Annotated in this window: 24 protein-coding genes; 14 read left to right on the top strand and 10 right to left on the bottom strand. The window is 32.8% G+C overall.

Annotated elements, in window-relative coordinates:
* The 13 genes from M9Q43_RS13290 to M9Q43_RS13230 all read left to right on the top strand — a co-directional run.
* The coding region (locus tag M9Q43_RS13290) for a hypothetical protein (protein WP_262319353.1) at window positions 1–682 on the top strand (682 nt) is incomplete at its 5' end.
* Between the two features lie 5 nt (window positions 683–687).
* A complete protein-coding gene (locus tag M9Q43_RS13285; protein ID WP_262319352.1) occupies window positions 688–1149 on the top strand; it encodes a DUF6998 domain-containing protein in 462 nt (153 codons plus the stop codon).
* On the top strand, window positions 1142–2278 hold the full coding sequence (locus M9Q43_RS13280; protein ID WP_262319351.1) for a PD-(D/E)XK nuclease family protein: 1137 nt from the start codon (window positions 1142–1144) through the stop codon (window positions 2276–2278). Before M9Q43_RS13285 ends, M9Q43_RS13280 begins: the two co-directional genes overlap by 8 nt.
* A gap of 153 nt (window positions 2279–2431) precedes the next feature.
* On the top strand, window positions 2432–3283 hold the full coding sequence (gene dinD, locus M9Q43_RS13275) for a DNA damage-inducible protein D (protein ID WP_262319350.1): 852 nt from the start codon (window positions 2432–2434) through the stop codon (window positions 3281–3283).
* Window positions 3284–3390: 107 nt separating this feature from the next.
* Entirely contained in the window at window positions 3391–3843 is a 453-nt protein-coding gene (locus tag M9Q43_RS13270) for a Fic family protein (protein ID WP_262319349.1), read from the top strand.
* Window positions 3840–7028: a type I restriction endonuclease subunit R gene (locus M9Q43_RS13265; RefSeq protein ID WP_262319348.1), complete on the top strand. Its 3189-nt coding sequence runs from the start codon at window positions 3840–3842 to the stop codon at window positions 7026–7028. Before M9Q43_RS13270 ends, M9Q43_RS13265 begins: the two co-directional genes overlap by 4 nt.
* Complete coding sequence (locus M9Q43_RS13260; protein ID WP_262319347.1) at window positions 7028–7369, top strand: hypothetical protein; 342 nt, start codon at window positions 7028–7030, stop codon at window positions 7367–7369. The genes M9Q43_RS13265 and M9Q43_RS13260 overlap by 1 nt, the downstream gene beginning before the upstream one ends.
* 216 nt (window positions 7370–7585) lie before the next feature.
* Window positions 7586–8548, top strand: coding sequence for an endonuclease/exonuclease/phosphatase family protein (locus M9Q43_RS13255; protein WP_262319346.1), 963 nt, complete (start codon window positions 7586–7588; stop codon window positions 8546–8548).
* Window positions 8549–9192: 644 nt separating this feature from the next.
* On the top strand, window positions 9193–10224 hold the full coding sequence (locus tag M9Q43_RS13250) for a serine hydrolase domain-containing protein (RefSeq protein ID WP_262319345.1): 1032 nt from the start codon (window positions 9193–9195) through the stop codon (window positions 10222–10224).
* A 299-nt stretch (window positions 10225–10523) separates the two neighbouring features.
* Window positions 10524–11270, top strand: coding sequence for a LytR/AlgR family response regulator transcription factor (locus M9Q43_RS13245; protein WP_262319344.1), 747 nt, complete (start codon window positions 10524–10526; stop codon window positions 11268–11270).
* Window positions 11271–11427: 157 nt separating this feature from the next.
* Window positions 11428–11574, top strand: coding sequence for a hypothetical protein (locus M9Q43_RS13240; protein WP_262319343.1), 147 nt, complete (start codon window positions 11428–11430; stop codon window positions 11572–11574).
* Between the two features lie 54 nt (window positions 11575–11628).
* Window positions 11629–12279: a hypothetical protein gene (locus M9Q43_RS13235; protein ID WP_262319342.1), complete on the top strand. Its 651-nt coding sequence runs from the start codon at window positions 11629–11631 to the stop codon at window positions 12277–12279.
* Window positions 12280–12281: 2 nt separating this feature from the next.
* The gene (locus M9Q43_RS13230) at window positions 12282–12446 is read left to right on the top strand and encodes a DUF1737 domain-containing protein (protein WP_262319341.1); all 165 of its coding nucleotides are present in this window, start codon (window positions 12282–12284) and stop codon (window positions 12444–12446) included.
* A 139-nt stretch (window positions 12447–12585) separates the two neighbouring features.
* Here M9Q43_RS13230 and ribB read toward each other — a convergent pair whose 3' ends face one another.
* From ribB to tpx, 6 genes are read right to left on the bottom strand one after another with little or no spacing between them, the layout of a single operon-like run.
* Complete coding sequence (ribB, locus tag M9Q43_RS13225) at window positions 12586–13719, bottom strand: 3,4-dihydroxy-2-butanone-4-phosphate synthase (protein ID WP_262319340.1); 1134 nt, start codon at window positions 13717–13719, stop codon at window positions 12586–12588.
* A 5-nt stretch (window positions 13720–13724) separates the two neighbouring features.
* Window positions 13725–15176, bottom strand: coding sequence for an LptF/LptG family permease (locus M9Q43_RS13220; protein ID WP_262319339.1), 1452 nt, complete (start codon window positions 15174–15176; stop codon window positions 13725–13727).
* A 10-nt stretch (window positions 15177–15186) separates the two neighbouring features.
* Window positions 15187–15831 carry a LolA family protein gene (locus tag M9Q43_RS13215; RefSeq protein ID WP_316044645.1) on the bottom strand — a complete coding sequence of 215 codons (645 nt, stop codon included), beginning with the start codon at window positions 15829–15831 and terminating at the stop codon, window positions 15187–15189.
* A gap of 7 nt (window positions 15832–15838) precedes the next feature.
* Window positions 15839–18364 (bottom strand): DNA translocase FtsK, encoded by a 2526-nt coding sequence (locus tag M9Q43_RS13210; RefSeq protein ID WP_262319337.1) that lies wholly within the window; start codon window positions 18362–18364, stop codon window positions 15839–15841.
* Between the two features lie 33 nt (window positions 18365–18397).
* Complete coding sequence (locus tag M9Q43_RS13205) at window positions 18398–18772, bottom strand: diacylglycerol kinase (protein ID WP_166235635.1); 375 nt, start codon at window positions 18770–18772, stop codon at window positions 18398–18400.
* Window positions 18773–18776: 4 nt separating this feature from the next.
* A complete protein-coding gene (tpx, locus tag M9Q43_RS13200) occupies window positions 18777–19274 on the bottom strand; it encodes a thiol peroxidase (protein WP_262319336.1) in 498 nt (165 codons plus the stop codon).
* Between the two features lie 146 nt (window positions 19275–19420).
* Between tpx and M9Q43_RS13195 the strand changes: the two genes are divergently transcribed.
* Window positions 19421–19990, top strand: coding sequence for a fasciclin domain-containing protein (locus tag M9Q43_RS13195; protein ID WP_262319335.1), 570 nt, complete (start codon window positions 19421–19423; stop codon window positions 19988–19990).
* Window positions 19991–20062: 72 nt separating this feature from the next.
* Here the strand turns inward: M9Q43_RS13195 and M9Q43_RS13190 are convergent, their stop codons facing one another.
* The 4 genes from M9Q43_RS13190 to M9Q43_RS13175 are packed head-to-tail and all read right to left on the bottom strand — an operon-like array spanning window position 20063 to window position 24282.
* Window positions 20063–20701 (bottom strand): alpha/beta hydrolase, encoded by a 639-nt coding sequence (locus M9Q43_RS13190; RefSeq protein WP_262319334.1) that lies wholly within the window; start codon window positions 20699–20701, stop codon window positions 20063–20065.
* Between the two features lie 37 nt (window positions 20702–20738).
* Entirely contained in the window at window positions 20739–21080 is a 342-nt protein-coding gene (locus M9Q43_RS13185) for a hypothetical protein (protein WP_262319333.1), read from the bottom strand.
* 20 nt (window positions 21081–21100) lie between these two features.
* Window positions 21101–22360 (bottom strand): dihydroorotase, encoded by a 1260-nt coding sequence (locus M9Q43_RS13180; RefSeq protein WP_262319332.1) that lies wholly within the window; start codon window positions 22358–22360, stop codon window positions 21101–21103.
* Window positions 22357–24282: a vWA domain-containing protein gene (locus M9Q43_RS13175; protein ID WP_262319331.1), complete on the bottom strand. Its 1926-nt coding sequence runs from the start codon at window positions 24280–24282 to the stop codon at window positions 22357–22359. Before M9Q43_RS13175 ends, M9Q43_RS13180 begins: the two co-directional genes overlap by 4 nt.
* Window positions 24283–24408: the final 126 nt, after the last annotated feature.

Below are 24408 nucleotides of genomic sequence, written 5' to 3'. Positions count from 1 at the left end.
TCACTTTAAATTGGAATTGGGTGGTCAATATCACTGGAATTTGCAATTAGTTGATTTAAGTAATGATTTTAATTATGTTAGGTATATAGCACCAAACTTTGTTAGGTATGGTCTACTAATGAAATTAAAATATAGTCTTGAAACTATTTATTGGGACACATTTTATGATAATAGAATGTCTTACGGAACTAACACAATACATTGGAGAGATTATTTATATTTTCCACATTCTATTTTAATTAAACCCCATGCTCGTCAAACGAAAGTAGCAAGAGTTCATCATAAATATTTTTTCAACAGGAAAAGACAAATTTCATTTCATTCAGAGCCAGAAAGAATTGAAAATGGTGAAAGTTTTCAAGAGTTTATTTCTAATGTAAATACGACTTTAAATTCTAATAAAAATGAACAAAACAAATCACTTGAACAAATATTTAATTTAGTAAAATCTACAGTTCTTAAAAATTTAGTTCAAAATGATGAAGAGAGACGGTTTGAAAACACATTGAGAAGCGAAAACGAGTTTATAGAAAGCAATATTGTTTTTGATGAGTTTATGGGATTGCAAAAATTAGAATATTCTTTAGGTAATTTTATCATCCTAACAAATTATTTAGACAGAAGGTTTGGTATTCGAACATTATTGGCAGGTGAAAAGCAATTTAATTTTAATGAAATATAATTACAATGCAAGAAGTCCAACAGCTTTTAGCCCTAACAAGATCTTTGAAAGAAAAGTACAAACACCACAACAAAAGTTTCACTTTAGATGGTAAGTTAGTAGGCGATATAGGAGAAGTTTTAGTAGCAGAGCAGTATGGTTTAACGCTTTATGGAGATAACACACCAGTTCATGATGGTTTTGTTACAGGTGATGAAAATAAAAAAGTACAGATAAAAGCGTCTTTTAATAATTACTTTTATTTTAGTAAAGACCTAAACAATATTCCTCAATATTTTATTGCTGTACAACTTAAGGAAGATGGTACTTTTGAAGAAGTTTTCAATGGTTTAGGAGCTTTAATTTATGATAAAATGCTAAGTCATTTACCCAATGAACGCAAACACAATTATCGTTTGTCTGTAAAGAAATTACAAGAACTCAATAATGACCCTGAAAATGATAAAATAAACAGGATAAATGGATAAATTAGAGCTAAATACATTACAATTTTTTTTAAACCAAAACGATATTCCATTAATCAAAGGTAAACCCAAAACCTTTTTAGGTATAGCTAAACAACCGCATTATGAGAATGTATTGTCTAATATTTATGCCTTTTATTTTGATGTTCACGAAGTACATAAATTAAAAGACTTGTTTATTACTAGTTTAATTGAACTAATCAATGTATCGCCTTTAGCAAAGGAAGCTAAAGTATTTGAAACTTTTTTAAATTTCGAAGTGGTAACAGAATACGGTACTAAAAATCAAAAGCGTATTGATATACTGTTGCAAAATCAGGAACAAGCCATTATAATAGAAAATAAAGTGTATCACACCTTAAATAATGATTTAGACGAATACTATAATGAAATAAATGTAGCCACTAAAGTTGGAATTGTTTTATCACTTCATCCCATTTCAGATATAAAGCATCCGCATTTTATTAATATTACCCATTCACAATTCATGGAAAAAGTAATGTTTAATTTGGGTAGTTATGTATTAAGTGCTAGTGATAAATACTTGGTTTTTTTAAAAGATTTCTATCAAAATATCATCAATCTAAGTCGTCCTGTTATGGAAAAAGAAAATATTCATTTTTATTATAAAAATCAACAAGAAATTAATCAACTAGTTGAGTTTAAGTTTAAGTTGAGAGACCATATTTTAAGTCAAGTAATTGCTGCGGGAAACACTTTAGAAGGTGTTAGTAAATACGAACCCAGAGCAAATAGTTTTAATGATAAACGATTGGTTTATTATGTTTCTAACAAACATAGTAACTTAATGATTACGGTAGTTTACGAAAAACTACTAACAGATGAAAAGAAAATGCATATCGCAATTGAAATGCAAGGTAACTTATTGAAAGATAGAGAGAGGTATCACGCAATTGATTTTACTGAAGAAGAAAAACAACATGCTTTTGCAGAACATTTTAGAACAACTTCTGTTGATTGGTCGCATTTTTCTGTACAACACTATCATCCAACGGAAGATGAAATTTCTAATTTATCGCAATTTATTATTGATAAACTAAATCAAGACCATTTGTTATCCATTTTTAATAAGTTGGTATTGTTTTTAGATGCTCAAAAAACTGAAAAATAAGCGTATTTCTTTACGATTTTTTGAGAAAATGAATAATTATAAAATTAATATATTTACAATGCTATCTTAGAATATGAGCGAATCGCAAAACATAGAATGGAAACAATCTTGGCATGACGACTATCTAAAATTACATTAATTAAAACAATTATTATGAAACACGAAATCATCCATACTTTAACTCATAATTTTGAATCTCATGCCAATCAAACGGAAGACGGTACAGAATTTTGGTTGGCTAGAGATTTGCAACACCTTTTGGAATACACTAAATGGGATAATTTTTTAGGTGTAATTTCAAAAGCAAAAACCGCTTGCGAAATATCAGGAGAAAGTATTGATGACCATTTTGCCGACGTCGGGAAAATGGTATCCATTGGTTCAGGTGCAGAAAAAGAAATACCTGATTTAATGCTTACAAGGTACGCTTGTTATCTGATTGCACAAAATGGAGATCCTCGTAAAGAAACCATTGCTTTTGCACAACGATATTTTGCCATTCAAACCCGAAAAGCAGAATTAATTGAGCAAAAAATATTAGAATATGAACGTGTTCAAGCTCGTAACAAGCTTAGAGCAACAGAAAAAGAATTATCACAAGTAATTTTTGAACAAACAGGTGGCAATCAAAATTTCGCTTTAATAAGAAGTAAAGGAGATACAGCTCTATTTAACAGAACTACCCAACAAATGAAAATTAAATGGGGATTATCAGGAACTAAACCCTTAGCTGACCATATGCCAACCATTTTATTAAAAGCAAAAGATTTTGCTACTGAAATTACTATTTTCAATGCAAAACAGCATAAAATGAAAACTGAAAATCAGATTTCAAATGAACATATTACAAATAACAAATCGGTTAGAAATACGCTGTTATCCCGCGGAATTGTTCCTGAAAATTTGAAGCCAGAAGAAGATATAAATAAAATAGAACGTAGGCTTCAAACCGAAGAGAAGAAAGCATTGAAAAACCCTGAGAAACTAAACGATAACGATAAATAAATAGTTTATAAAACAAAAAAAGCTTAATTATCTCAATTAGGTAAAAATAGATAGATTTGAATCTACTTTTTTAAAATAAATTTCAAAACATAAAAAATAATAATAATTTGATAACTAGAAATCCATTAATTGCCGATGTTTGTTTTAAAGCAGGTTACATTGATTCTTGGGGTCGTGGTACTCTTAAAATTTATGAAGCTTGCAATGCAGCAGGTCTTCCTGAACCAGAAATTACAGGTTTAGATGGTGGTATTTTAGTTACATTGCATAATGATTTAGTTGATAGTCTAGGTGGCCAAACAAACGACCTAGTTACCGACCTAGTTACCGACCTAGTTACCGACCCAGTCAAAAGTCTACTATTAATAATGGATCAAGAATATAGTATTAGCGAATTAATGCGCTTTATGAAACTTACGCATAAGCCTAATTTTAGAAAAAATTATTTACAGCCAGCTATTGAATTAGGTTTAATTGAAATAACTATTCCAGAAAAACCAAGTAGCAGTAAACAAAAATACAGATTAACTTCAAAAGGGAAATCCTTAAAAATAGCATGAAATTCACAGAAGCACAATTAGAACAAGCCTTTATTCACTTATTACAAGAAGAGCAAATGACGCATCTTGTAGGTGGCGAAGTGCGTAAAAATGAGTTTCAAGGCGTATCAGAACCACCCATACAATACGGTCATATCGTTACTGAAAAAGTGTTGATTGATGTTGATTTAAAAAACTATTTGAAGTCCAATTACGCTAAGGATAACATAACGGATTCAGAAGTAAATTCGATAATACGTGATTTGGAACGTTTACCATCTTCTGATTTATATGAAAGCAATAAAGTTTTCATGAAAATGGTAAGTGATGGTTTCTTGTTAAAACGTGAAGACCGAAATCAGAAAGATATATTCATCCAATTGATTGACTATTCTGAAAAAGATAACAACACGTATAAAATCGTGAATCAATTAGCCATAAAAGGCTACGAAATGCGTATTCCTGATTTGATTTTATACATCAACGGATTGCCTTTAGTGGTGTTTGAATTTAAAACTGCCATTCAGGAAAACACCACCATACATGATGCGTACGTGCAATTAACTACACGTTACAAAAGAGATATTCCGGAGTTATTTAAATTCAATGCTTTTTGTGTGATTAGTGATGGTGTGAATACCAAATCAGGTTCGTTTTTTGCACCGTATGAATTCTTTTATGCCTGGAGAAAAATAGAAGGCATGCCTAATGAAGTGGATGGTATAGATGCTATGTTTACACTCATTCAAGGGATGTTTAATCGCAAGCGTTTACGAGATATTATTCAAAACTTTATTTATCTACCTGATAGTTCTAAAAAGAATGAAAAAATCGTTTGTCGTTATCCGCAATATTATGCGGCAGTCAAACTTTTTGAAAATATAAAAAACCATCAAAAACCTTTGGGCGATGGTAAAGGAGGAACTTATTTTGGTACAACAGGATGTGGTAAAAGTTACACGATGTTGTATTTAAGTCGCTTATTAATGCGAAGCACTCATTTTTCAAGTCCAACAATTATAATCATTACAGACCGTACCGATTTAGATGACCAGTTATCAGGACAATTTACCAATGCAAAAGGCTTTGTGGGTGACGAATCGATTATTAGTGTAGAAAGCAGAACGCATTTAAGAGAATTGCTACAAGGAAGAAATAGCGGTGGTGTTTTCTTAACAACCATTCATAAGTTTACCGAAGATACAAGATTACTAACCGATAGAACAAATGTAATTTGTATTTCGGACGAAGCACATAGAAGTCAAACGAATTTAGATCAAAAAGTAGTCGTTTCAGAACAGGGTGTAAGAAAAACATTTGGTTTTGCTAAATACTTACACGATTCGTTACCTAATGCTACTTATGTCGGCTTTACAGGAACACCAATTGATGCTACCATTGATGTGTTTGGAGATATTGTTGATGCTTACACCATGAACGAATCGGTTAAAGATGAAATTACCGTTCGTATTGTGTATGAAGGAAGAGCAGCTAAAGTCTTATTGAATAATCACAAATTAGAGGAGATTGAAGCTTATTACAACCGTTGTGCGGAAGAAGGTAGTAATGAAAATCAAATAGAAGAAAGTAAAAAAGCGATGGCGCAAATGAATGCTATCATTGGTGACCCAACTCGTTTGAAAACTGTAGCTGAAGACTTTGTTACCCATTATGAAAATAGAATTGCTGAAGGAGCAACAGTTCGTGGCAAAGCCATGTTTGTTTGTAGTAGCCGACCAATTGCATACGAATTGTATAAAAACATTCTAGCCTTACGACCAGAATGGGGAGAAGTGAAAATTGCTGCAGATGGTGTTGAGTTATCCGATAAAGACAAAAAAGAAATAAAACCAATGGAACGCATCAAAATGGTGATGACCAGAGGTAAAGATGATGAAGAAGACTTGTATAATGCACTAGGAACTAAAGACGACCGCAAAGAATTAGACCGCCAATTTAAAAATGAAAAATCTAATTTTAAAATTGCTATCGTAGTAGATATGTGGCTAACAGGTTTTGATGTACCCTTTTTAGATACCATGTATATTGATAAACCTATTCAACGTCATAACTTGATTCAGACTATTTCTCGAGTAAATCGAAAATTTGAAGGCAAAGAAAAAGGATTGGTAGTAGATTACATAGGTATCAAAAAGCAAATGAATCTAGCGTTAGCGCATTACAACAATGCCGATAATCAAAACATTGAAGATATTGAGCAATCTATTGTAGTGGTTAAAGACCAGTTAGATTTACTGGGTAAACTATTTCACAAGTTTGATACTTCGGGATATTTGTCAGGCGTTCCGTTAGCACAATTAAAAACATTAAATCAAGCAGCTGAGTTTGTACAATTGACACAAGAGTTGGAAAAGCGATTCATGTACATTGTAAAACGTTTGAAATCGGCTTATGATATTTGTTCAGGTAGTGGCGCTTTTACGGAAACGCAAAGAGACGAAATCCATTTTTATCTGGCGGTTCGCTCCATAGTATTCAAATTAACAAAAGGAGTTGCACCAGATACCGCTCAAATGAATAATCGTGTAAAGCAAATGCTTCAAGATGCAATTGAGAGTGATGGGGTAGAAGAAATTTTCAAATTAGGTGATGATAGTCAAACCGAAATTGATATTTTTTCTGATGATTACATGGCCAAAATTGATAAAATCAAATTACCGAATACCAAAATTAAACTATTGCAAAAGCTTTTAGCAAAAGCCATTGATGATGTTAAAAAAATAAATAAAATAACTGGAATTGATTTTTCAAAACGTTTACAGTCCATAGTAGATAAATACAATGAACGCAAAGAAAGCGATGTGTTACGAAGCGAAGTATTAGAAGACTTTACGGATGAAATTATCGATTTGTATTATGCGCTTAAAAAAGAAAAAGATTCCTTCAAAGATTTAGGTATTGACTTTGAAGAAAAAGCTTTTTACGATATTTTAAAAGCATTAGCAGTTAAATATGATTTCAGTTATCCAAATGACAAGTTAATTGCATTGGCTCAAAAAGTAAAAACGGTAGTTGATGACAAAGCAAAATACACCGATTGGAGTAAACGAGATGATATTAAAGCGGAGCTAAAAGTAGATTTAATCATACTATTAGCTGAAAACGATTATCCACCAGTTGACAGAGATGAAGTGTATAAAGAGATTTTTGAACAGGCTGAGAATTTTAAGAAGTATAATAACTGATGGAACAAGATTTTGTAGGTATTGTACTCTATGATATACAGCTTAATGGTCATTTGAATGGTGTTTATGCAAATAATCAATCTCCAACATTAAATAGAATTTTAACTGAAACTGCTCGATTTATTAATTCGGTTACTGATACGAGTGGTAGAATAATTAATAGATATGATGTGTTTTATTTTGATGGTGAAAATGATCATAGAGGAGAATTAAGATTGGTTTTTAATGAAGATAGAACTATAAGAGCATTTTGGATAGTTAACAATGAAGAATGGTTTAATGGATTAGGCTTTCAAATGAACGATAGACAAATAGCAATATATTATAATCCTAGTAATTAAATAATAAATCTTTTTTAAACACAATCGAATTCTAAAAAACAATATTGAAAATTATACTTTAGATGATAACCCTGAATAGTATGAAAAAGTCTTTACTTCGCTCGATTTAACAAGATTTTTTTAGGTTTTTGATTGAAGTCATTATTCTATAATAAATTAAACTTCTATTATATATTTTATTAAATTTGAATACGTTTCATTAAAAATTAATGCCTTATGCAACACATATTAGACAAAGCCAGTGCCGCAACTTTAGCGGATTTAGCCCTATTGCGTGCCGATTTGAAAGCAAAAATGCCGGCAAAAAAGATTGATCAAAATTTGATTATTGGCACTTGGAACATTCGGGGTTTTGGAGACATTACCCGAAAGGAGGCGTCGGGTAGCAAGGATAGTCCGAAGCGTGATTATCATTCGGTTTTGTGTATTGCTGAAATTATTAAGTGTTTTGATGTGATTGCGGTGCAGGAGATTAAATCTAATTTGAAGGCGTTGCGCGATACCTTGAAAGTTTTGGGCGATGATTGGTCGTTGATTCTTACGGATGTGAACCGTGGTGATGTGGGTAATGGTGAACGCATGGGGTATTTGTTTGACAGCAGAAGGGTTCAATTATCGGGTTTAGCGAGTGAATTAGTGGTGCCGCAAGAATGGATTGATGTTGCCTCGGAAGAGGCATTAACGGAACAGTTTGTACGCTCGCCTTATGCGGTGAGTTTTAGGGCTAAGCACCAAACGTTTATTTTGGTTACGCTGCATATTTTATACGGGAAATCTTCTAAAGACCGTATAAAGGAATTGAAAGGGATTGCGCGATGGATGTCGGACTGGGCGAAGGATGTGAATGCTTATCATCAGAATTTAATTGCTCTGGGTGATTTTAATATTGATAAACGGGGTGATTTGTTGCATCAGACTTTTATTTCGGAGGGATTGACGATTCCGGCAGCATTGCAAGATGAACAAGTGACGCGCTCCATTTTTGATGAAACGAAGTATTATGATCAGATTGCTTGGTTTTTTGATTCTCAAAATCATCCTAACTTGTCGTTGCAGTTTGTAAATGGTGGTTGCTACGATTTTGTGGGTAAGGCTTTGGCGAATCGAAATTTGACGAAGCAGAGTTTGTCGTTTATGTTATCGGATCATTATCCGTTGTGGGCTGAGTTTGCGCTTTAGTGGGGCGTTGCACTTGGTGGGAACGCGGATGCTATTAATTTATTTAAACGCAAAGAACGCTATGTTTTTACTTCGTCAATTCGACCTTTGGTCTCGGGTCGCAAAGTGCGCAAAGATGTTGTCTTGTTTTTTGTTACACAAAGTATCACAGAGTTTTTTTTGATGTGGTTTGTGTTGAGTGAGGGACACGGAGTTCGAAGTGAGGGGCGTTGCACTTGGGGGGAACGCGGATGAAACGGGTTCTTTGAAGCGCTGATGGTAGCGGATTTTTGGGTTGCCCTTTGATGGCTTGACTGCGTAAAGCAAAAGCCTACTATGTAGGAGATTCCTATTTTGGCGGAATGACAGCTTTGACTGCGTGAAGCAACAGCCTACGATGTAGGAGTTTCCTATTCTGCGGAATGACAGGCTTGTACGGCGTAAAGCGATTGCCTACTGTGTAGGAGATGCTGAAACGAGTTCAGCATGACAAGAGGAAAGGAGTTCAGCATGACAAGGGATAGGGAATGTTGAATGGTGAATGTTTTGACGCTTCGAGCAAAGCTGTCTGGCAATGAGTGATGTATCTCGGTTCTGAAGAGTTGGCACAAGCAAACACCAAATTTTAAAAATTATAAAACAATATAGCAACAGCAAGCACCACAATGAAATACCTAGTTTTTTTACTACTTTTTCTTACAACTACACTTGTAACGTTTGGACAGCAAAATTCTATTGAAAAACAAATTGATAGTTTAATTTTGACTACAACTACAAAGCCTTTTAATGGTGTTATTCTTATTTCACAAAAAGGGCAAACTAACTATTTTAAAACATTTGGCTATTCGGACATTGCTAAAAAAGTGCCTTTACAACCCAATGATCAGTTTGTGGTAGGTTCAATTAGCAAACAATTTACAGCAGTTTTAGTGCTTCGAGAATTTGATAAAGGAAATGTTGACTTATTTGCACCCATTCGTAACTACTTACCTGAATTGACGCAAAGTTGGGCAGATACGGTTACTGTGCATCATTTGTTGACGCATACGCATGGTATTACTCAATTAGACAAACCAACAAGTTTTCCAGTTGGAACTCAATATTCCTATTCACAAATTGGTTATGATTTATTAGCTAAAATAATTGAAAGCACTTCTGGTAAATCATTTGCAACGCTTTCAAAAAACTTATTTGAGGAATGTGGAATGAAAAATACTTTCCATCCTGACGTTAAAAAATATACTAATTTGGTTAAGGGATATACAGAAAATGAAAATGGTATCATTGAATTTGAAACCGAAACATTTCAAAACTATGTTGCTGCGGGTTCTTTCTTATCTACAGCGGAAGATTTAACTATTTGGAATGAAAAATTTTATAGTGGAAAATTGTTAAAAAGTAGGACTCTAAAAATGGTAAAGACCAAACAAAACGGAGCTGTTCGTAATCACCCAATATTTGGAGTTACGGAATATGGATATGGAATAACGATTGATACCAAAGAAGATATTTTACAACTTGGACAGACAGGTTTTGCTCCTGGATTTGTTTCGATGAACTTTTATTTTCCAAAAACGAAGACAAGTGTAATTGTGCTTGAAAATGTTGCTTATGAAACTGACAATTTGAAGAAAACGTTTTATTTTCATACAGCAATTTTAAATATTATACGAAATGAGATTTTAAACTATCGTTGAGTGATGAATGGGTTTTGGATAGGATGGGGAAGGTGGGCTTTACTTCGTAGAGCGTGTGCCTAGGGTTAGGAGATTCCTAATCTGCGGAATGACAGGCTTGTACTTCGTGAAGCGGTTGCCTACTGCGTAGGAGATTTAGCTACGCTGAACTTACGTTTCTATTCTGTGGAATGACAGCTTCATTGCGTGAAGTATTAACCCACATTGTAGGGGACTTCGACAGGCTCAGTGCGACAGAATAGGGAATGATAAGGAAGAATTAATTATGAATGTTTAGTTACTAATTTAGAATATTTAAAATGAAAATTGCCCTTTTAGACGATAATCAGGAACAATTGGAGAGAAATCAAAGGTTTTTAAAAAACTTAGCTGTGGAAGTGGTTACAGCTTCTTTAAGTGCGAAGACTTTTTTACAAGAGGTTAAGTTATCCAAGCCTGAGATTTTGGTTTTAGATTTGAATTTAGGTGATTCGTACATGACAGGAATGGAAGTAGCTTTTGAATTAAAGTTGCCGGTATTGTTTGCTAGTAGTAATACGCCTGAATATGTTAAGGAGATGGAACGTTTGAAGCGTGATGAAGTGTTATGTGTGGATCATATTACAAAGCCTTTTACTGAGCTTGAGTTTCAAAAAACACTCACTCGTTTTTTACAAGAGGTTAAATTCTTTGGTAATCAACATCATGTTACCCTTGATTTAGGAAAACAAAAGCGCACAAAAATAGCCTTAGAATCTATTGTGTACTTAGTTGCTGATAAAGCTAGTGGCTCTGAATCGAATAACAAACAAATTTATTTTACTAATAGAAAATCGGAAGGTTTAATTGATTTTTCATTTTCTAAAATGGAAGATAAAGGATTGTTGAAGTCACAGTTTATTACCATTCATAAATCGTTTAGAGTTAATGTTAACCATATTAAACACTACAATAAGAAGGAAGAAATTGTTGAGGTAGATGTGTTTACAGCTTCAGGAAAGTTAGAAACCAAGAAGTTACCTGTTTCTGAAAATTATCAATCGGTTTTAAAATCGTTTCGAAAATAACCGCTTTCATTCCTCAAAAAACCGCTTTTATTCTTTGTTATAAGCTGATATGATTCAATATTATATCAGCTATTTTTTTCTTGTGACTTTTGGTTTGTAATTACAGCGGAAACCGAAAAGCTAACGAGTAGGTAACTTATTAAAAAACCAAAAAATCATGAGTAAATTAAATTCAAATTCAGGCACAAGTAAAGGAAGTACTTCAAAACCGAGTAGCGCTCCAAGTTCTAGACCCAATCCAAATTATCCTAGTACAACAGGAAATCCATCAGGACCTAATAGAGGAAACACACCTAAGAAGTAATGGATTTATTCACCTCAATAGTTTTTGCTATTGAGGTTTTAAAATTTTTAATTTATGAACAAACTAAACATACAAGCTTTTGATATTGAAGGCAAAAGCAATGAAGAAATTGTTAACCTTGTTTCTCAATTTCCATTTTATGAATCTGACAAAGAAGCAAATAGTAAAAAAAGAAAGCGTTGGGTAGTTGCTCCTGAGAATTTATCGGGCGAAGTTTTGTCTAAACTCTACATCCATGAAGATATAATTGTTGGTTTCAATTTCAATCAAGATTACGATGATGAATTGCAATTGCATTACATTGAAAGAGATTTGCAACTGGTGGATGTATATGAGTTTCCATTTCTAGAGAGTCATAAAACGATTCCTTTCATGGAGAAAATTATTGCGAAAGAACCATTGCAATTTCATTGGCAAAACACGAATAAATTGCATGAGAAATATGCGCATCCGTTTTTCAAAAATGTTTTAGGCTTTAGAAATACTAATTTTTTCATTCGTCCAGAAGACGTTGGTTTAGATTTTCCTTATCAGCATCCCGAATTTAAAAATGTTAAGGAGAAAGTACTCTTACTTGAAAATCTGTATTTTAAGAAGAGTCACTTAATTGCTTACAAGGTTTTTAATCCCATAACTTACGAGTATAAAATCGTTTGGTCTATGGAGTTTTATCAGCATTTAAAGAATTTAACAACAATAAATTAATTATGAAAGAATATAAAGTAATAGTAGGAAATTCAACTGTAGATTTAGAGCAAAAAATAAATAACCATTTGAAAATGAATTGGCAGTTGCAAGGAGGTATTAGCATTACTTACAATAGAGGTGGTGGAAGTGCTGAAGTGTATTATGCGCAAGCGATAGTGAAATAGGAGAAGAGGCGGAAGCCTCTTTTTTTGTTTGATGTTGTGGGTTTCATTGCATGAAGCTTTTGCCATGGGTTAGGAAATTCCTATTTAGCTGAATGACAGAATAAAAAAAAACGCTCAAGTTGTCTTGAGCGTTTTTTTATTAATAATTTACATAATCGGTGATTTCTAATCCGTAGCCTATCATTCCTACTCGTTTAGTAGGAGCAGAGCTGTTAGATAGTAATTTGATTTTAGTGATGTCTAAATCATGAAGAATTTGCGCACCAATACCAAAATCTTTTGTATCCATTTTAATTTGAGGTGCTCTCATTTCGCCTTGGCTTTGTAATGTTTTTAATGTTGCAATTCTTTCTAAAAGTTCTAATGATTTTACTTCTTGATTGATGAATACAATAGCGCCTTTTTCTGCTTGGTTTATCGAACGAAACACACTATCTAACTTTTTATCATTATCGCTTGTTAGCGTGCCTAAAATGTCATTATTGACTTGTGTGGTGTTGATTCTGGTTAAAACTGATTCTCCTGCATTCCAAGTTCCTTTTGTTAAAGCAATGTGTACTTGTTTGTTGGTAGTTTGTAAATAAGCTCGCATTCTAAATGTTCCAAAACGCGTTTCTATATCAAAATCTTCTTTCTTTTGTATTAGACTGTCGTGTTGCATTCTGTAGGCAACTAAATCTTCAATCGAAACCAATTTTAAGTCGAATTTCTTAGCTACTTCTACCAATTGTGGTAAACGTGCCATTGTTCCGTCTTCGTTCATGATTTCAACAATTACTCCAGCTGGTTTAAATCCTGCCAAGCGAGCAAAGTCAATAGCTGCTTCAGTGTGACCAGTTCTTCTCAACACACCACCTTGTTTTGCAATTAATGGAAAAATGTGTCCAGGACGTGCCAAATCAAAAGGTTTGGTTTCTGGATCAATCAAGGCTTCAATAGTTTTTGCTCTATCTGAAGCAGAAATTCCGGTACTAACACCTTTTCCTTTTAAATCTACCGAAACCGTGAAAGCAGTTTCCATGTGGTCGGTATTGTTACGAACCATAGCATGAAGATCTAATTCTTTGCAACGACTTTCTGTTAACGGCGCACAAATTAATCCTCTTCCGTGTGTTGCCATGAAATTAATCATCTCAGGTGTTACTTTTTCGGCTGCAGCCAAAAAATCACCTTCGTTTTCTCTATCTTCATCATCGACTACTATGATTACTTTTCCTTGACGGATGTCTTCTATAGCTTCTTCAATGGTGTTTAGTTGTATTTTGTTTGACATGGGGTTTAGTTGTTGTCGTTAGTTATTTTTTTACTAAATAGTTTTTTTACTGGATCGATAATCCAATCCCAATTAATTATGATACCAATATCGTTTGTAGCTCTATAGGTTAAGAAAATTGCTAATGGTGTTAGTATTATTGATGAAAGTGTTGAACCTAAAATAGCAGGAATACTGTCTTCTTGTGCTAATTTTCTACCAAATGTATTTATAAAGTGAAATGTTATAAAAATTAACATAGCAAATACAATTGGTAAGCCTAAACCACCTTTTCTAATGATGGCTCCTAATGGCGCTCCAATAAAAAACATTAGTAAGCAAGAGTAGGCAATAATGAATTTTTCATAAATAGCTAACCAATGCTGATTGATATTTTTTGACTTGTATTCTAATTCTGTTTTACTGTTGTGGATGCTAAATTCAGTACTCGAAACATTGTTTTTTGCCGTTTCGGCAATTTGAATTTTTTCAGCAGGTGTAAATATGCTTAATAAATCTTTTATTTCGTTTTCTTTCTTTGCAGAAATAGAATTTCTTAATGGTTGCGCTTTGTTAAAGATGTTATCATTTCTTGAAATAATATTATCTGCAAAAGAAATTACATCTTTTTTATAACCAACATCTAATGAATCAATGGTATAAATTAATTCTGAAACGGTGAGCATTTTTTCAGATGTAATCGTTCCATCGTCAATTTCTGCTTGATTTAATTTGGTTAAATCAATATTAATGACATATCGTTTGAAACTACTTTTTGCAAAAGGTACTTTTTTGCGCTCTTCATATTTCTTAGGATGTACATCTTCGTAATAATATCCATCGTATAGTTCCAATTGTAAATAATTAGAATCGTCTTCACTTGTTAATAAACCTCGTTTTGCTTTGATGATGGTATTGGCGCCAAGTCCCATATTGATGTTTTTCACATGCATGGTAACACCTTCTAAGATTTCACCATTTTCGCCCGATTTTTTATCAACTTTTATGTTTGAAGTACCAATTGTATTAAACTGACCTTCCGCAATTGCCATAGCCGGTTTTTGCTGAACAATTGTTTTTCTAAGGTTAATGAACTTGTATTGTGCTTCTGGAATTACATTATTAGCGAAAAAGAACGAAACTAACGCTAAAATCCCAATGGTAATGGTTAACATTTTCATGGCTCTTTGCAAAGAAATTCCTGATGATTTCATGGCTGCAAATTCATAGTTTTCTGCAAAGCTACCAAAAGTCATAATTGCTGCTAAAAGAACGGATAGCGGTAAAACCATCGGAACAATAGTAGGAGCATAGAAGGATAAGAATTTTACAATGGTAAATAAGTCTAAATCTTTTCCGGCTAACTCGGCAATGAATAACCAAATTCCTTGTAAAACGAATATAAAAAACAAGATTACAAATACCGTAGTAAATGTAATCATGTAGGATTTAATAATGTATTTATCTAAAATTTTCACCCGAACTTTTTTAGTCTAATTTATTGATGTAATAATTAGGATATTTTGATTTGGTAAAGGTAAAATGATTTTTCGATAATGGCTGATTTGTTTTAAAAGAATTAACAGTTAAAGTTGTTTTTGAACCGTTTTTTCCAACTTCTATCACATTATAAATGTGTTTGGTTTGGGTATCGATTCCCATGAGAATTTCTTTACGTGAATCTTTTGTGCTGTTTGGAATTAATTTTATATACTGAATTTTTCTTCCTTTTACATTTTGAAGTTCATCCCACGCATATTTATAACCAGTATTAAAAAAAGTAAGCATTTTATTTGGTGTTATAGCTTTTTCATCAGAAGCATCAAAATTTTCAATCGTAATTTCTTCGTCTTCGGGAACAATTGTATATACTTTTTTGCCATCAAATATTTTAGTTACTCCCATGAAATTTAAGTGATATAAATTTCCTTGAAGTGCAACATTTCCATTACTTTCTTGATTGATTTTTTCTTTTGGATTACTTAAAGAATATTTAAAGTCGATTACAATATTGTTATACGATTTCACTTTAGCAGATACTTGGTCTAAAAGCTCTTTCGCTTTTTTTGCATCTTGTGCTTGCATTGATAATCCTATAAAAAGTACGAATACGACACTTAAAATACGTTTCATTTTGTTGTTAATTTTGTTCATTATTTAAAAAATGTTCCAGAGCAACTAAATCAGGAATTAAAACTGAACGGGCTTTGCTTCCTTCAAAAGGGCCTACAATTCCAGCAGCTTCTAATTGATCAATCAATCTTCCTGCTCTGTTGTAGCCTAATTTAAGTTTTCTTTGGATTAAAGATGCGCTTCCTTGTTGTGCGGTAACAATAACTTCGGCAGCATCTCTAAATAAAGAATCTCTTTCGGATATGTCTATATCAAGTTTTATGCCACTTTCTTCGCCAACATACTCTGGAAGCAAGTAAGCTTCAGGATATGCTTTTTGCGAACCGATGAAATCACAAATCTTATCTACTTCTGGTGTGTCTACAAAAGCACATTGTACTCTGACGATTTCGTTACCTTGTGTATATAATAAATCACCTCGTCCAATTAACTGATCAGCTCCACCTGAATCCAAAATGGTTCTTGAATCAATTTTTGAAGTTACTCTAAACGCAATACGAGCTGGGAAGTTGGCTTTAATCATACCTGTAATCACATTTACAGAAGGACGTTGCGTTGCAATAATTAAATGGATTCCGATAGCACGAGCTAACTGTGCTAAACGTGCAATTGGTGTTTCTACTTCTTTTCCTGCAGTCATAATTAAATCAGCAAACTCATCAACCACCAAAACAATGTAAGGTAAAAAACGATGTCCGTTTTGCGGATTTAATTTTCTATGCTTAAATTTTTCGTTGTATTCTTTGATATTTCTAACCATTGCATCTTTTAATAAAGAGTAACGGTTGTCCATTTCAATACATAATGAATTTAACGTGTTGATTACTTTCGTATTATCGGTGATAATAGCATCGCCACCATCAGGTAGCTTAGCTAAATAATGACGTTCGATTTTGTTAAAAAGTGTCAATTCTACTTTCTTTGGGTCAACTAAAACAAACTTAACTTCTGCAGGATGTTTTTTGTACAATAACGAAGTTAACACTGCATTTAATCCTACCGATTTTCCTTGTCCAGTTGCACCTGCCATTAATAAGTGAGGCATTTTTGCTAAATCGACTACAAATGTTTCGTTAGAAATGGTTTTTCCTAAAGCAATAGGTAATTCCATTTCGGCCGTTTGAAATTTTGGTGAAGAGATTACGCTTTTCATCGAAACCATCGTCGGATTATTATTAGGAACTTCGATACCAATAGTTCCTTTTCCTGGAATAGGAGCAATAATACGAATACCTAATGCCGCTAAAGATAGCGCAATATCGTCTTCTAAGTTTTTAATTTTTGAAATACGAATTCCTGCTTCGGGAACAATTTCGTATAAAGTAACTGTTGGACCAACTGTTGCTTTAATTTGCGAAATTCCAATGCTGTAATTTTTTAAGGTATCAACAATTTTATTTTTATTTTCTTCTAATTCGGCTTGATTAATGGTAATTCCGCCCGAAGAATATTCTTTCAATAAATCAATTGGTGGAAATTGGTAATGCGATAATTCTAATGTTGGATCAAATTCACCAAAATCTTGAACTAATTTTGCTGCTAAATTTTCTTCTACTAAAACTTCTTCTTCTACTTTTTCAATTACAAAAGCATCTTCGTTAACAAAGGTTTCTTGTGGAATGCTTTTATCTTCTATTGAAAAATTAGTTACTTCTGGAGTTTCAGTTTTTATTTTTGGCTCTAAACTTAATTCAGAAGCGTTTGAAATTGTTGGTTTTAAAGCTTCTTTGTTGATTTCAAACGAACTTGGATATGTTTTTAATTCAAAATTACCCATTTCTTCTTCGTCTTCAGTCAAAATGAAATCGTCTTCTTTTGAAGAAATTGGTACGATTGGTAAATCATTTTCGGCTTCTAAATGTTCTTCAGATGGAAGATTATCCGCTAGAGAATTTTCTTTAGTTTTTTCGTCAACTAAATCTTCTTTATATGAATTGTTTGATTTTTCAAAAATAGAAGTAAAGCTGTCTGGTGATATTTTGATTTTAAAGACTAAGAAAATTATAATTCCGAAAAGTAAAACTAATAAAGTTCCTGTTTTTCCGATGTAATCTTGAATAAATAAATTCATTTCATACCCAACAGTTCCTCCTAATTGCGGAATTACATTCCAGAAGAAACCTAGTAAGATAGAACCAATAATGATTAGAAATAAATCCCAAAAGAAGCTTTTTTTCAATTTAGCTAACGCCATGTCTAATACTAGATAAGCTCCAACTAAAAACACAATTCGAATAAATATGAATGAAGTAATTCCGAATCCTTTGTACAAGAAAAAATCAGCAATAAATGCACCAATTTTACCCAACCAATTATCGGTTTTAGCACTTCTATTGGCTATTTGACTAATCTCGCTTTGATCGGTATTTCCAGTTACAAAATAGGAAATAAACGACAGCAATAAAGCTAAAGAAAAGAAAATAAGTAACACTCCAACAACAAATTTTTGCTGACGGTTTAGTTTCCAAGAGAATTTTTCTTTAGGATTTTCGGGAGCTGTTTTAACGGAATCTTTTGAGTTTTGTTTAGCCATTTAAACGGAACAATTTTTACAAAAGTAGCTAATTTAAAACAAATATGGAAAATAAATAATACATCCTATTGTGATTGCAGTTAAGGCTGCAAAAAATACAGCTCCAGCAGCAATATCTTTAATAAAACCGATGCGTTCGTGATAATCTGGATGAATAAAATCGGCAATTTTTTCGACTGCGGTATTTAAACCTTCAATTCCTAATACCAATCCAAAAACCAGAATTTGCATCATCCATTCCATTCGATTGATGCCAAAATAAAAACCAGCAATCGTCATTAATACTGCTAATGACGATTGAACCATTACACTATGTTCGGTTGTAATTAACTTGAATGCACCTTTAAGGGCAAATACCATACTTTTTAATCGGCCTGTAAAAAGTGTTTCGTCTTTTTCGAATTTCATATTTTTATAATACAGCTAAAGCAGCTTCATAATTAGGTTCGTCAGCAATTTCGCTCACTTGTTCTGTGTGAAGGATAGTTCCGTTTTCATCTAAAACTACTACTGCACGAGAATGTAAACCAGCTAAAGGTCCGTCTGTAATTTCTAATCCGTAATTTTTACCGAAGCTTCCTTCTTTAAAATCAGAAAGATTAATTACATTTTCTAATCCTTCAGCACCACAAAAACGTTTTTGAGCAAATGGTAAATCTCTTGAAATACATAATACTTTTGTGTTTTCCAAAGTATTTGCTTTTTCATTGAATTTGCGCACAGATGCGGCACATGTTCCAGTATCTACACTTGGAAAAATATTTAAAACTACTCTTGAACCAGCAAAATCAGCTAAAGATGCAGTTCCTAAATCTATTTTAACTAAATTAAAATCTGTTGCTTTTGTACCTACTTTTGGTAATTCACCTGATGTGTGAATTGGATTTCCTCCTAATGTTACTGTTGCCATACCTTGTGATTTTTTTTGAAAAACAAATTTAAAGAATATAATTGAATTTGAAGAAATAAAGTCTTAAGATTAAATTATTTTTCAATTTTTAAAACCAAGAAATTATTTTCTGCGTAAATGCAATTATAACTTAAAAATTCACAAAAATGAAAACCTACAAAATTTTAGCTAACGGCTTAGTTGCATTCGTATTATTTTTTAGTACAAATACTTATGCACAGTCTAAAGAAAAAACTGTTGAAGTGGGCGGCGCTCCAATGTACCCAAGTAAGAATATTGTTGAAAATGCAGTAAATTCTAAAGAACATACTACTTTAGTTGCGGCTGTGCAAGCAGCGGGATTAGTAGATGTATTAATGTCAGATGGACCATTCACCGTTTTTGCCCCAACAAATGCAGCGTTTGATAAATTACCAAAAGGAACGGTTGAAACATTACTAAAACCTGAAAACAAAGAAATGTTGCAAACCATTTTAAAATATCACGTGGCAGCAGGAAAGTGGAGCGCAAAAGATATTATTGATGCTATTAAAAAAGGAAATGGGAAGTATTCATTTAAAACGGTAAGTGGAGGCACTCTAACAGCTTGGATGAAAGGTAAAGATGTTTATATTACTGATGAAAATGGAAATAGTGCTAAAGTGACTATTGCAGATGTTAATCAAAAAAACGGAGTTATTCATGTTATTGATGCTGTGGTAACCCCTAAATCATAAGCTCATAATAGATTGTTTATTTATAGTTGGTTAAACAAAAAGCTCTGAACTTACATTCAGAGCTTTTTTATTTTATCGTTGTAACCAATTCTTAAAATCGTAGAAGTTTTTTGGTGAAACCCCATGTCCAATAGGGTATTCTTGGTATTCCACTTCTAAACCTAAATTTTCTAAAGCTGGTTTTGCTTTTCTAGCCCAGTCTACTGGAATTACTTGGTCAACCGAACCATGTGATACAAAGAATTTCAAATGAGAAATAGCTTTAGTATCGATAACTTCTGGTAGGATTTCCTGATTAAAATAACCACTTAGAGCGACTACTTTAGATATTTTTTCAGGATAGGTTAGGGCAGTAGCATAACTTAAAATTGCTCCTTGACTGAAACCAATTAAAGTTACATTTTCAGTATCTATAGGATATTTTTTTACGATTTCGTCAATAAAACTCGCTATGATTTCAACCGATTGTTTGGCTTGTACGTTATCTGAAAACTTGTTTTCATCCGCATCAAAATGAATGGCATACCAAGCATGTCCATAAGGTTGTAAATCATAAGGCGCACGAACTGATATTACATAACTATCATCTGGTAATTCAGGAGCAAAAGAAAATAAATCTTCTTCATTGCTACCATAACCGTGTAAAAGTAGTAATAATGGATTTTTATCGTGTTTAACTTTTGGTTCTTGTACTAAATAATGTAAATTCATTCTTGGATAAAGGTTATAAGTTTATGAGTTTAAAAGTTTAAAAGGATTTGAATAGTTTTTGATATAAATTCCCAACTAATGGTATTGGTTTTATTTCACCTTTAATAGCGGATAAAATTCCGAAAACCCATAATACAGTAAAAAACACCCAAAAAGAAACATAAATTTGTGTATTACTAAAGTTAGAAATTAGTAATCCAATTGAAATAAAAGTAAGATTTAGTCCTATTGCTTGCTTGATGTGAAACGATGCAAATTTATTTTTTGTTTCAGCATTCATTGAAAGTGCAATTAACACTCCAATAATCAAAATATAACTAGTAATAGCAGTAATTTTTCCTCTTTCGATATCGCTTTTTCCTTGTTCAATTTCGTTCATGATGCTTAAATTATCAATTATTAATTGTTCATTATTAATTGCCCATTATTATAAATTCCAACAGCTTTCCCTTTCATTTTTTGTCCTAAGAAAGCCGAATTTTTAGATTTTGATAAGATGTTTTCTTTTCCGAATGTCCAATTTTCTTCTGTGGTAAATAGTGAAATATCAGCTTTGTTTTTAATTACAATTGAAGGGTTATCAATATTGAAAACCAGTTTGTTGGCTGTTAATTTGTTAACTATTACTTCAAGTGGTAAAATCGTTAGTAAAGCACCAAAAGCACTCTCTAATCCAATGGTTCCATCTTTGGCTAAATCAAATTCTAATTTTTTAAGTTCAATATCTAAAGGATTATGGTCTGAAGTAATACAATCGATTGTTCCATCTAAAACGGCTTCCACTAAAGCTTTTCTTGTAGCTTCTTCTCTTAATGGAGGCAATACTTTGTATCTCGAATCAAATCCCATTAATATTTCATCGTTTAAAACTAAATTATGAACCGCAACGCTACAAGTAACGTTCAAGCCTTTTGTTTTAGCTTCTTTGATTAATTTGATGCTTCCTTGTGTTGAAATCGTTGGAATGTGTAATTTTCCGCCTGTATATTCTAATAAAAATAAGTTACGAGCGACTTGTAATTCTTCGGCTAAAGCTGGGATTCCTTTCATACCTAATTTTGTACTGATCACGCCTTCATTTGCAATTCCAATTCCTTTTAAAGTGCTGTCTTGGCAAAAAGCGATTACCATTCCGTCGAAATCTTGTACGTATTGCAACGCAATTTTTTGAAGATTGGCATTCTGTAACGCTTTCTTATAATCTCCAAAAGCAATCGCTCCAGCGTTCTTCATATCGAATAATTCGGCCAAATCGGTTCCTTCGCTACCTTTAGTTAAGGCTCCGATTGGATATAAAGTTGTTGCTTGGTTTTTAGCTCTGTCCAAAACAAATCGCACTTGCGCTTGATTGTCGATAGTTGGATTTGAGTTAGGTTGTAAAGCTACCGCTGTAAATCCGCTTTTAGCAGCGACTTTCAAGCCGTTTTCTATGGTTTCGCGGTCTTCGTAGCCTGGTTCTCCAAAAGAAACCGAGCTGTCCATCCAGCCTTGAGAAACGTGTAAATTAGGAATATTTACCACTTCAAAACCTGAAGTACCTGCAATTTCTTTTTCTATTTGAGTTATCGTTCCGTTTTCAATTTTGATGTCCATCACTTGGTTGTGAAACGGACTTGAAGCGTCGATTATTTTGGCTTGTTTTAGAATAACTTGCGTCATTTTACAAATTTTTGGATTAGTAGTTCTGTTATTAAAAATAGTAGTGTTGCGATGATAAACCATTTCCAAATTTCATTACTTGTGCGTTCAGAAGCAATGTCGTTTAGAACGGTGGCTATGTTGTTTACTTTGGTAAAATTCTCAAAATTGGCAGTTGTAACTTGCGTTAAATCGCTTTCCGTTCTTGGATAGTTGAAGCTAATTTTCTTTAGCGAATTGTTTGCTTTGATGACATCAAAATTTCCTGCTTCTTCAGGATAATCACCAAATGAAAGTTTACATTTTGCATTTAAAATTTGTTGCATCGGAATGAAACTATAACCTTCTTTTTGAACCGAAACCACTTCGTCTTTGGCTAAAATAGTTTCTAAAATTAGGTTTTCGTTTTCTCCAATGGTATAAGCATTAATCCCTGTTTTGCCTTGATTTTGTCCCATGTTGTAAAAGGTTGGAACAATTAATGGTGCATTCTGAAAATTACTATTTTGTTTGTTTATTGGTGCCGAAAAAGCGTAAAAAGTACCCAATCGATTGGTAGTTGAACCTACAAAAACCGAGTTATCTTCGTATTGTAAAATGTTCGTAATTCCTGATAAAGTAAAACTTTCTTTTACATTTGGATATTGAAAATTAGTTACTTTTTTCTCAAAAACCGTTTGGTATAATGGATGACTAAAATTAATTTTCGTGATTTGTTTTTCAGAAGTCGAAAGTTGGGAATAGCTCAATCCACCGAAGTTTTTCGCGAAAGCATTCAATAAAGAAGGCGAATTTTTTGCATTCGGAATCAAAACAATATTGCCACCTTTTTCGTAAAACGATTTTAGTGTTGTTCCTAAAGCAACCGGCAAATCTTCTAATTCATTCAACACAATCGCATCTTGATTTTCAATTTGATTGTAATCTAAAGTGGCTAATTCAGTGCTTTTGAAATTGAACTCATCAGCTGTAAAAATGCGACTTAAGAAATTGTTTTTGTCTGAATTTCCGATAACGATTACATTTGCTTTTTCAGGTTTGGAAATGCTTAGATAGAAATCGTTGTCATAGCTTAAACTCTTATCTTCGATACTAATATTCCCGTGAAAATCGTTTTTTGGAATGGTTATCGAAATTTCTGTTTTCTGATTTTCAAATTTTGCAATGGTTTTGGCAATCGCTTTATTATTGCTGAAAACAGAAAGAGGAACTTCATTCTCAGTTTTCCCAAAAGCTTGAAGTGTGATTTTCAATTCATAAAATTGATCCAAAACTTGGGAAATCACAACCTTATCAATACTAATGTTGGTTTTATTTTCGGCTTCAGGCTGGATGAAATACACGACATTATTTTCTGCCAAATCCAATGCTTTTTTACTTTCGGATTGAATGGCATCGGTAATGATAACGTAGTCTTTCTTAGTATTTTTCTTTTTGGTTTCGACTTGATTAATCAAATAATCCAACTGAAACGGCATTGCAGAATACTCTAAATTTTGTAATTCTTTCTGAATCGATTTAATATCCGTATCCCAAAAAAATTCTGAATTGGTTACTAACGAAAATTGTTGGTTTTCAGGTAATTCTTCTAATAATTCTTGGACGCTACGTTTGAGTAATTCGCCTTTTGCACCTTTAGCTTGCATGGAAAACGAATTGTCTAATATAATGATTAATTCATTGCCTTTATTGGTAGTGTCTTTGGCCTCAAAAAAAGGCTGTGTAAAAGCGAAAATTAAACAAGCTAATAGCAATAATCGTGTGGCTAACAACAACCATTTCTTGATTTTAGAACTTTTTCGGGTTTGAATTTGAAGTTCTTTGAGGAGTTTTACGTTAGTAAAATACTCTTTTTTAAAACGACGTAATTGAAATAAATGCACCAAAATTGGTATAACCAACAGAAAAAGGAAGTAGAGAATTTCTGGATGTTTGAACTGCATTTATAATTAGAATTTGTCAAAAGTACAAAATTCAATTTAGAAATTAGAATTTAGATTTCAGAAAATGTTGTGCGTTAATTTTTTGGAACACAGATGACACGGATTTGAGAAGTTTTCACAGATTTT

Origin of the sequence: Flavobacterium odoriferum (assembly GCF_025499515.1) — a bacterium.
GTDB lineage: Bacteria > Bacteroidota > Bacteroidia > Flavobacteriales > Flavobacteriaceae > Flavobacterium > Flavobacterium odoriferum.
This window is presented reverse-complemented; position numbering and strand designations above follow the sequence as displayed.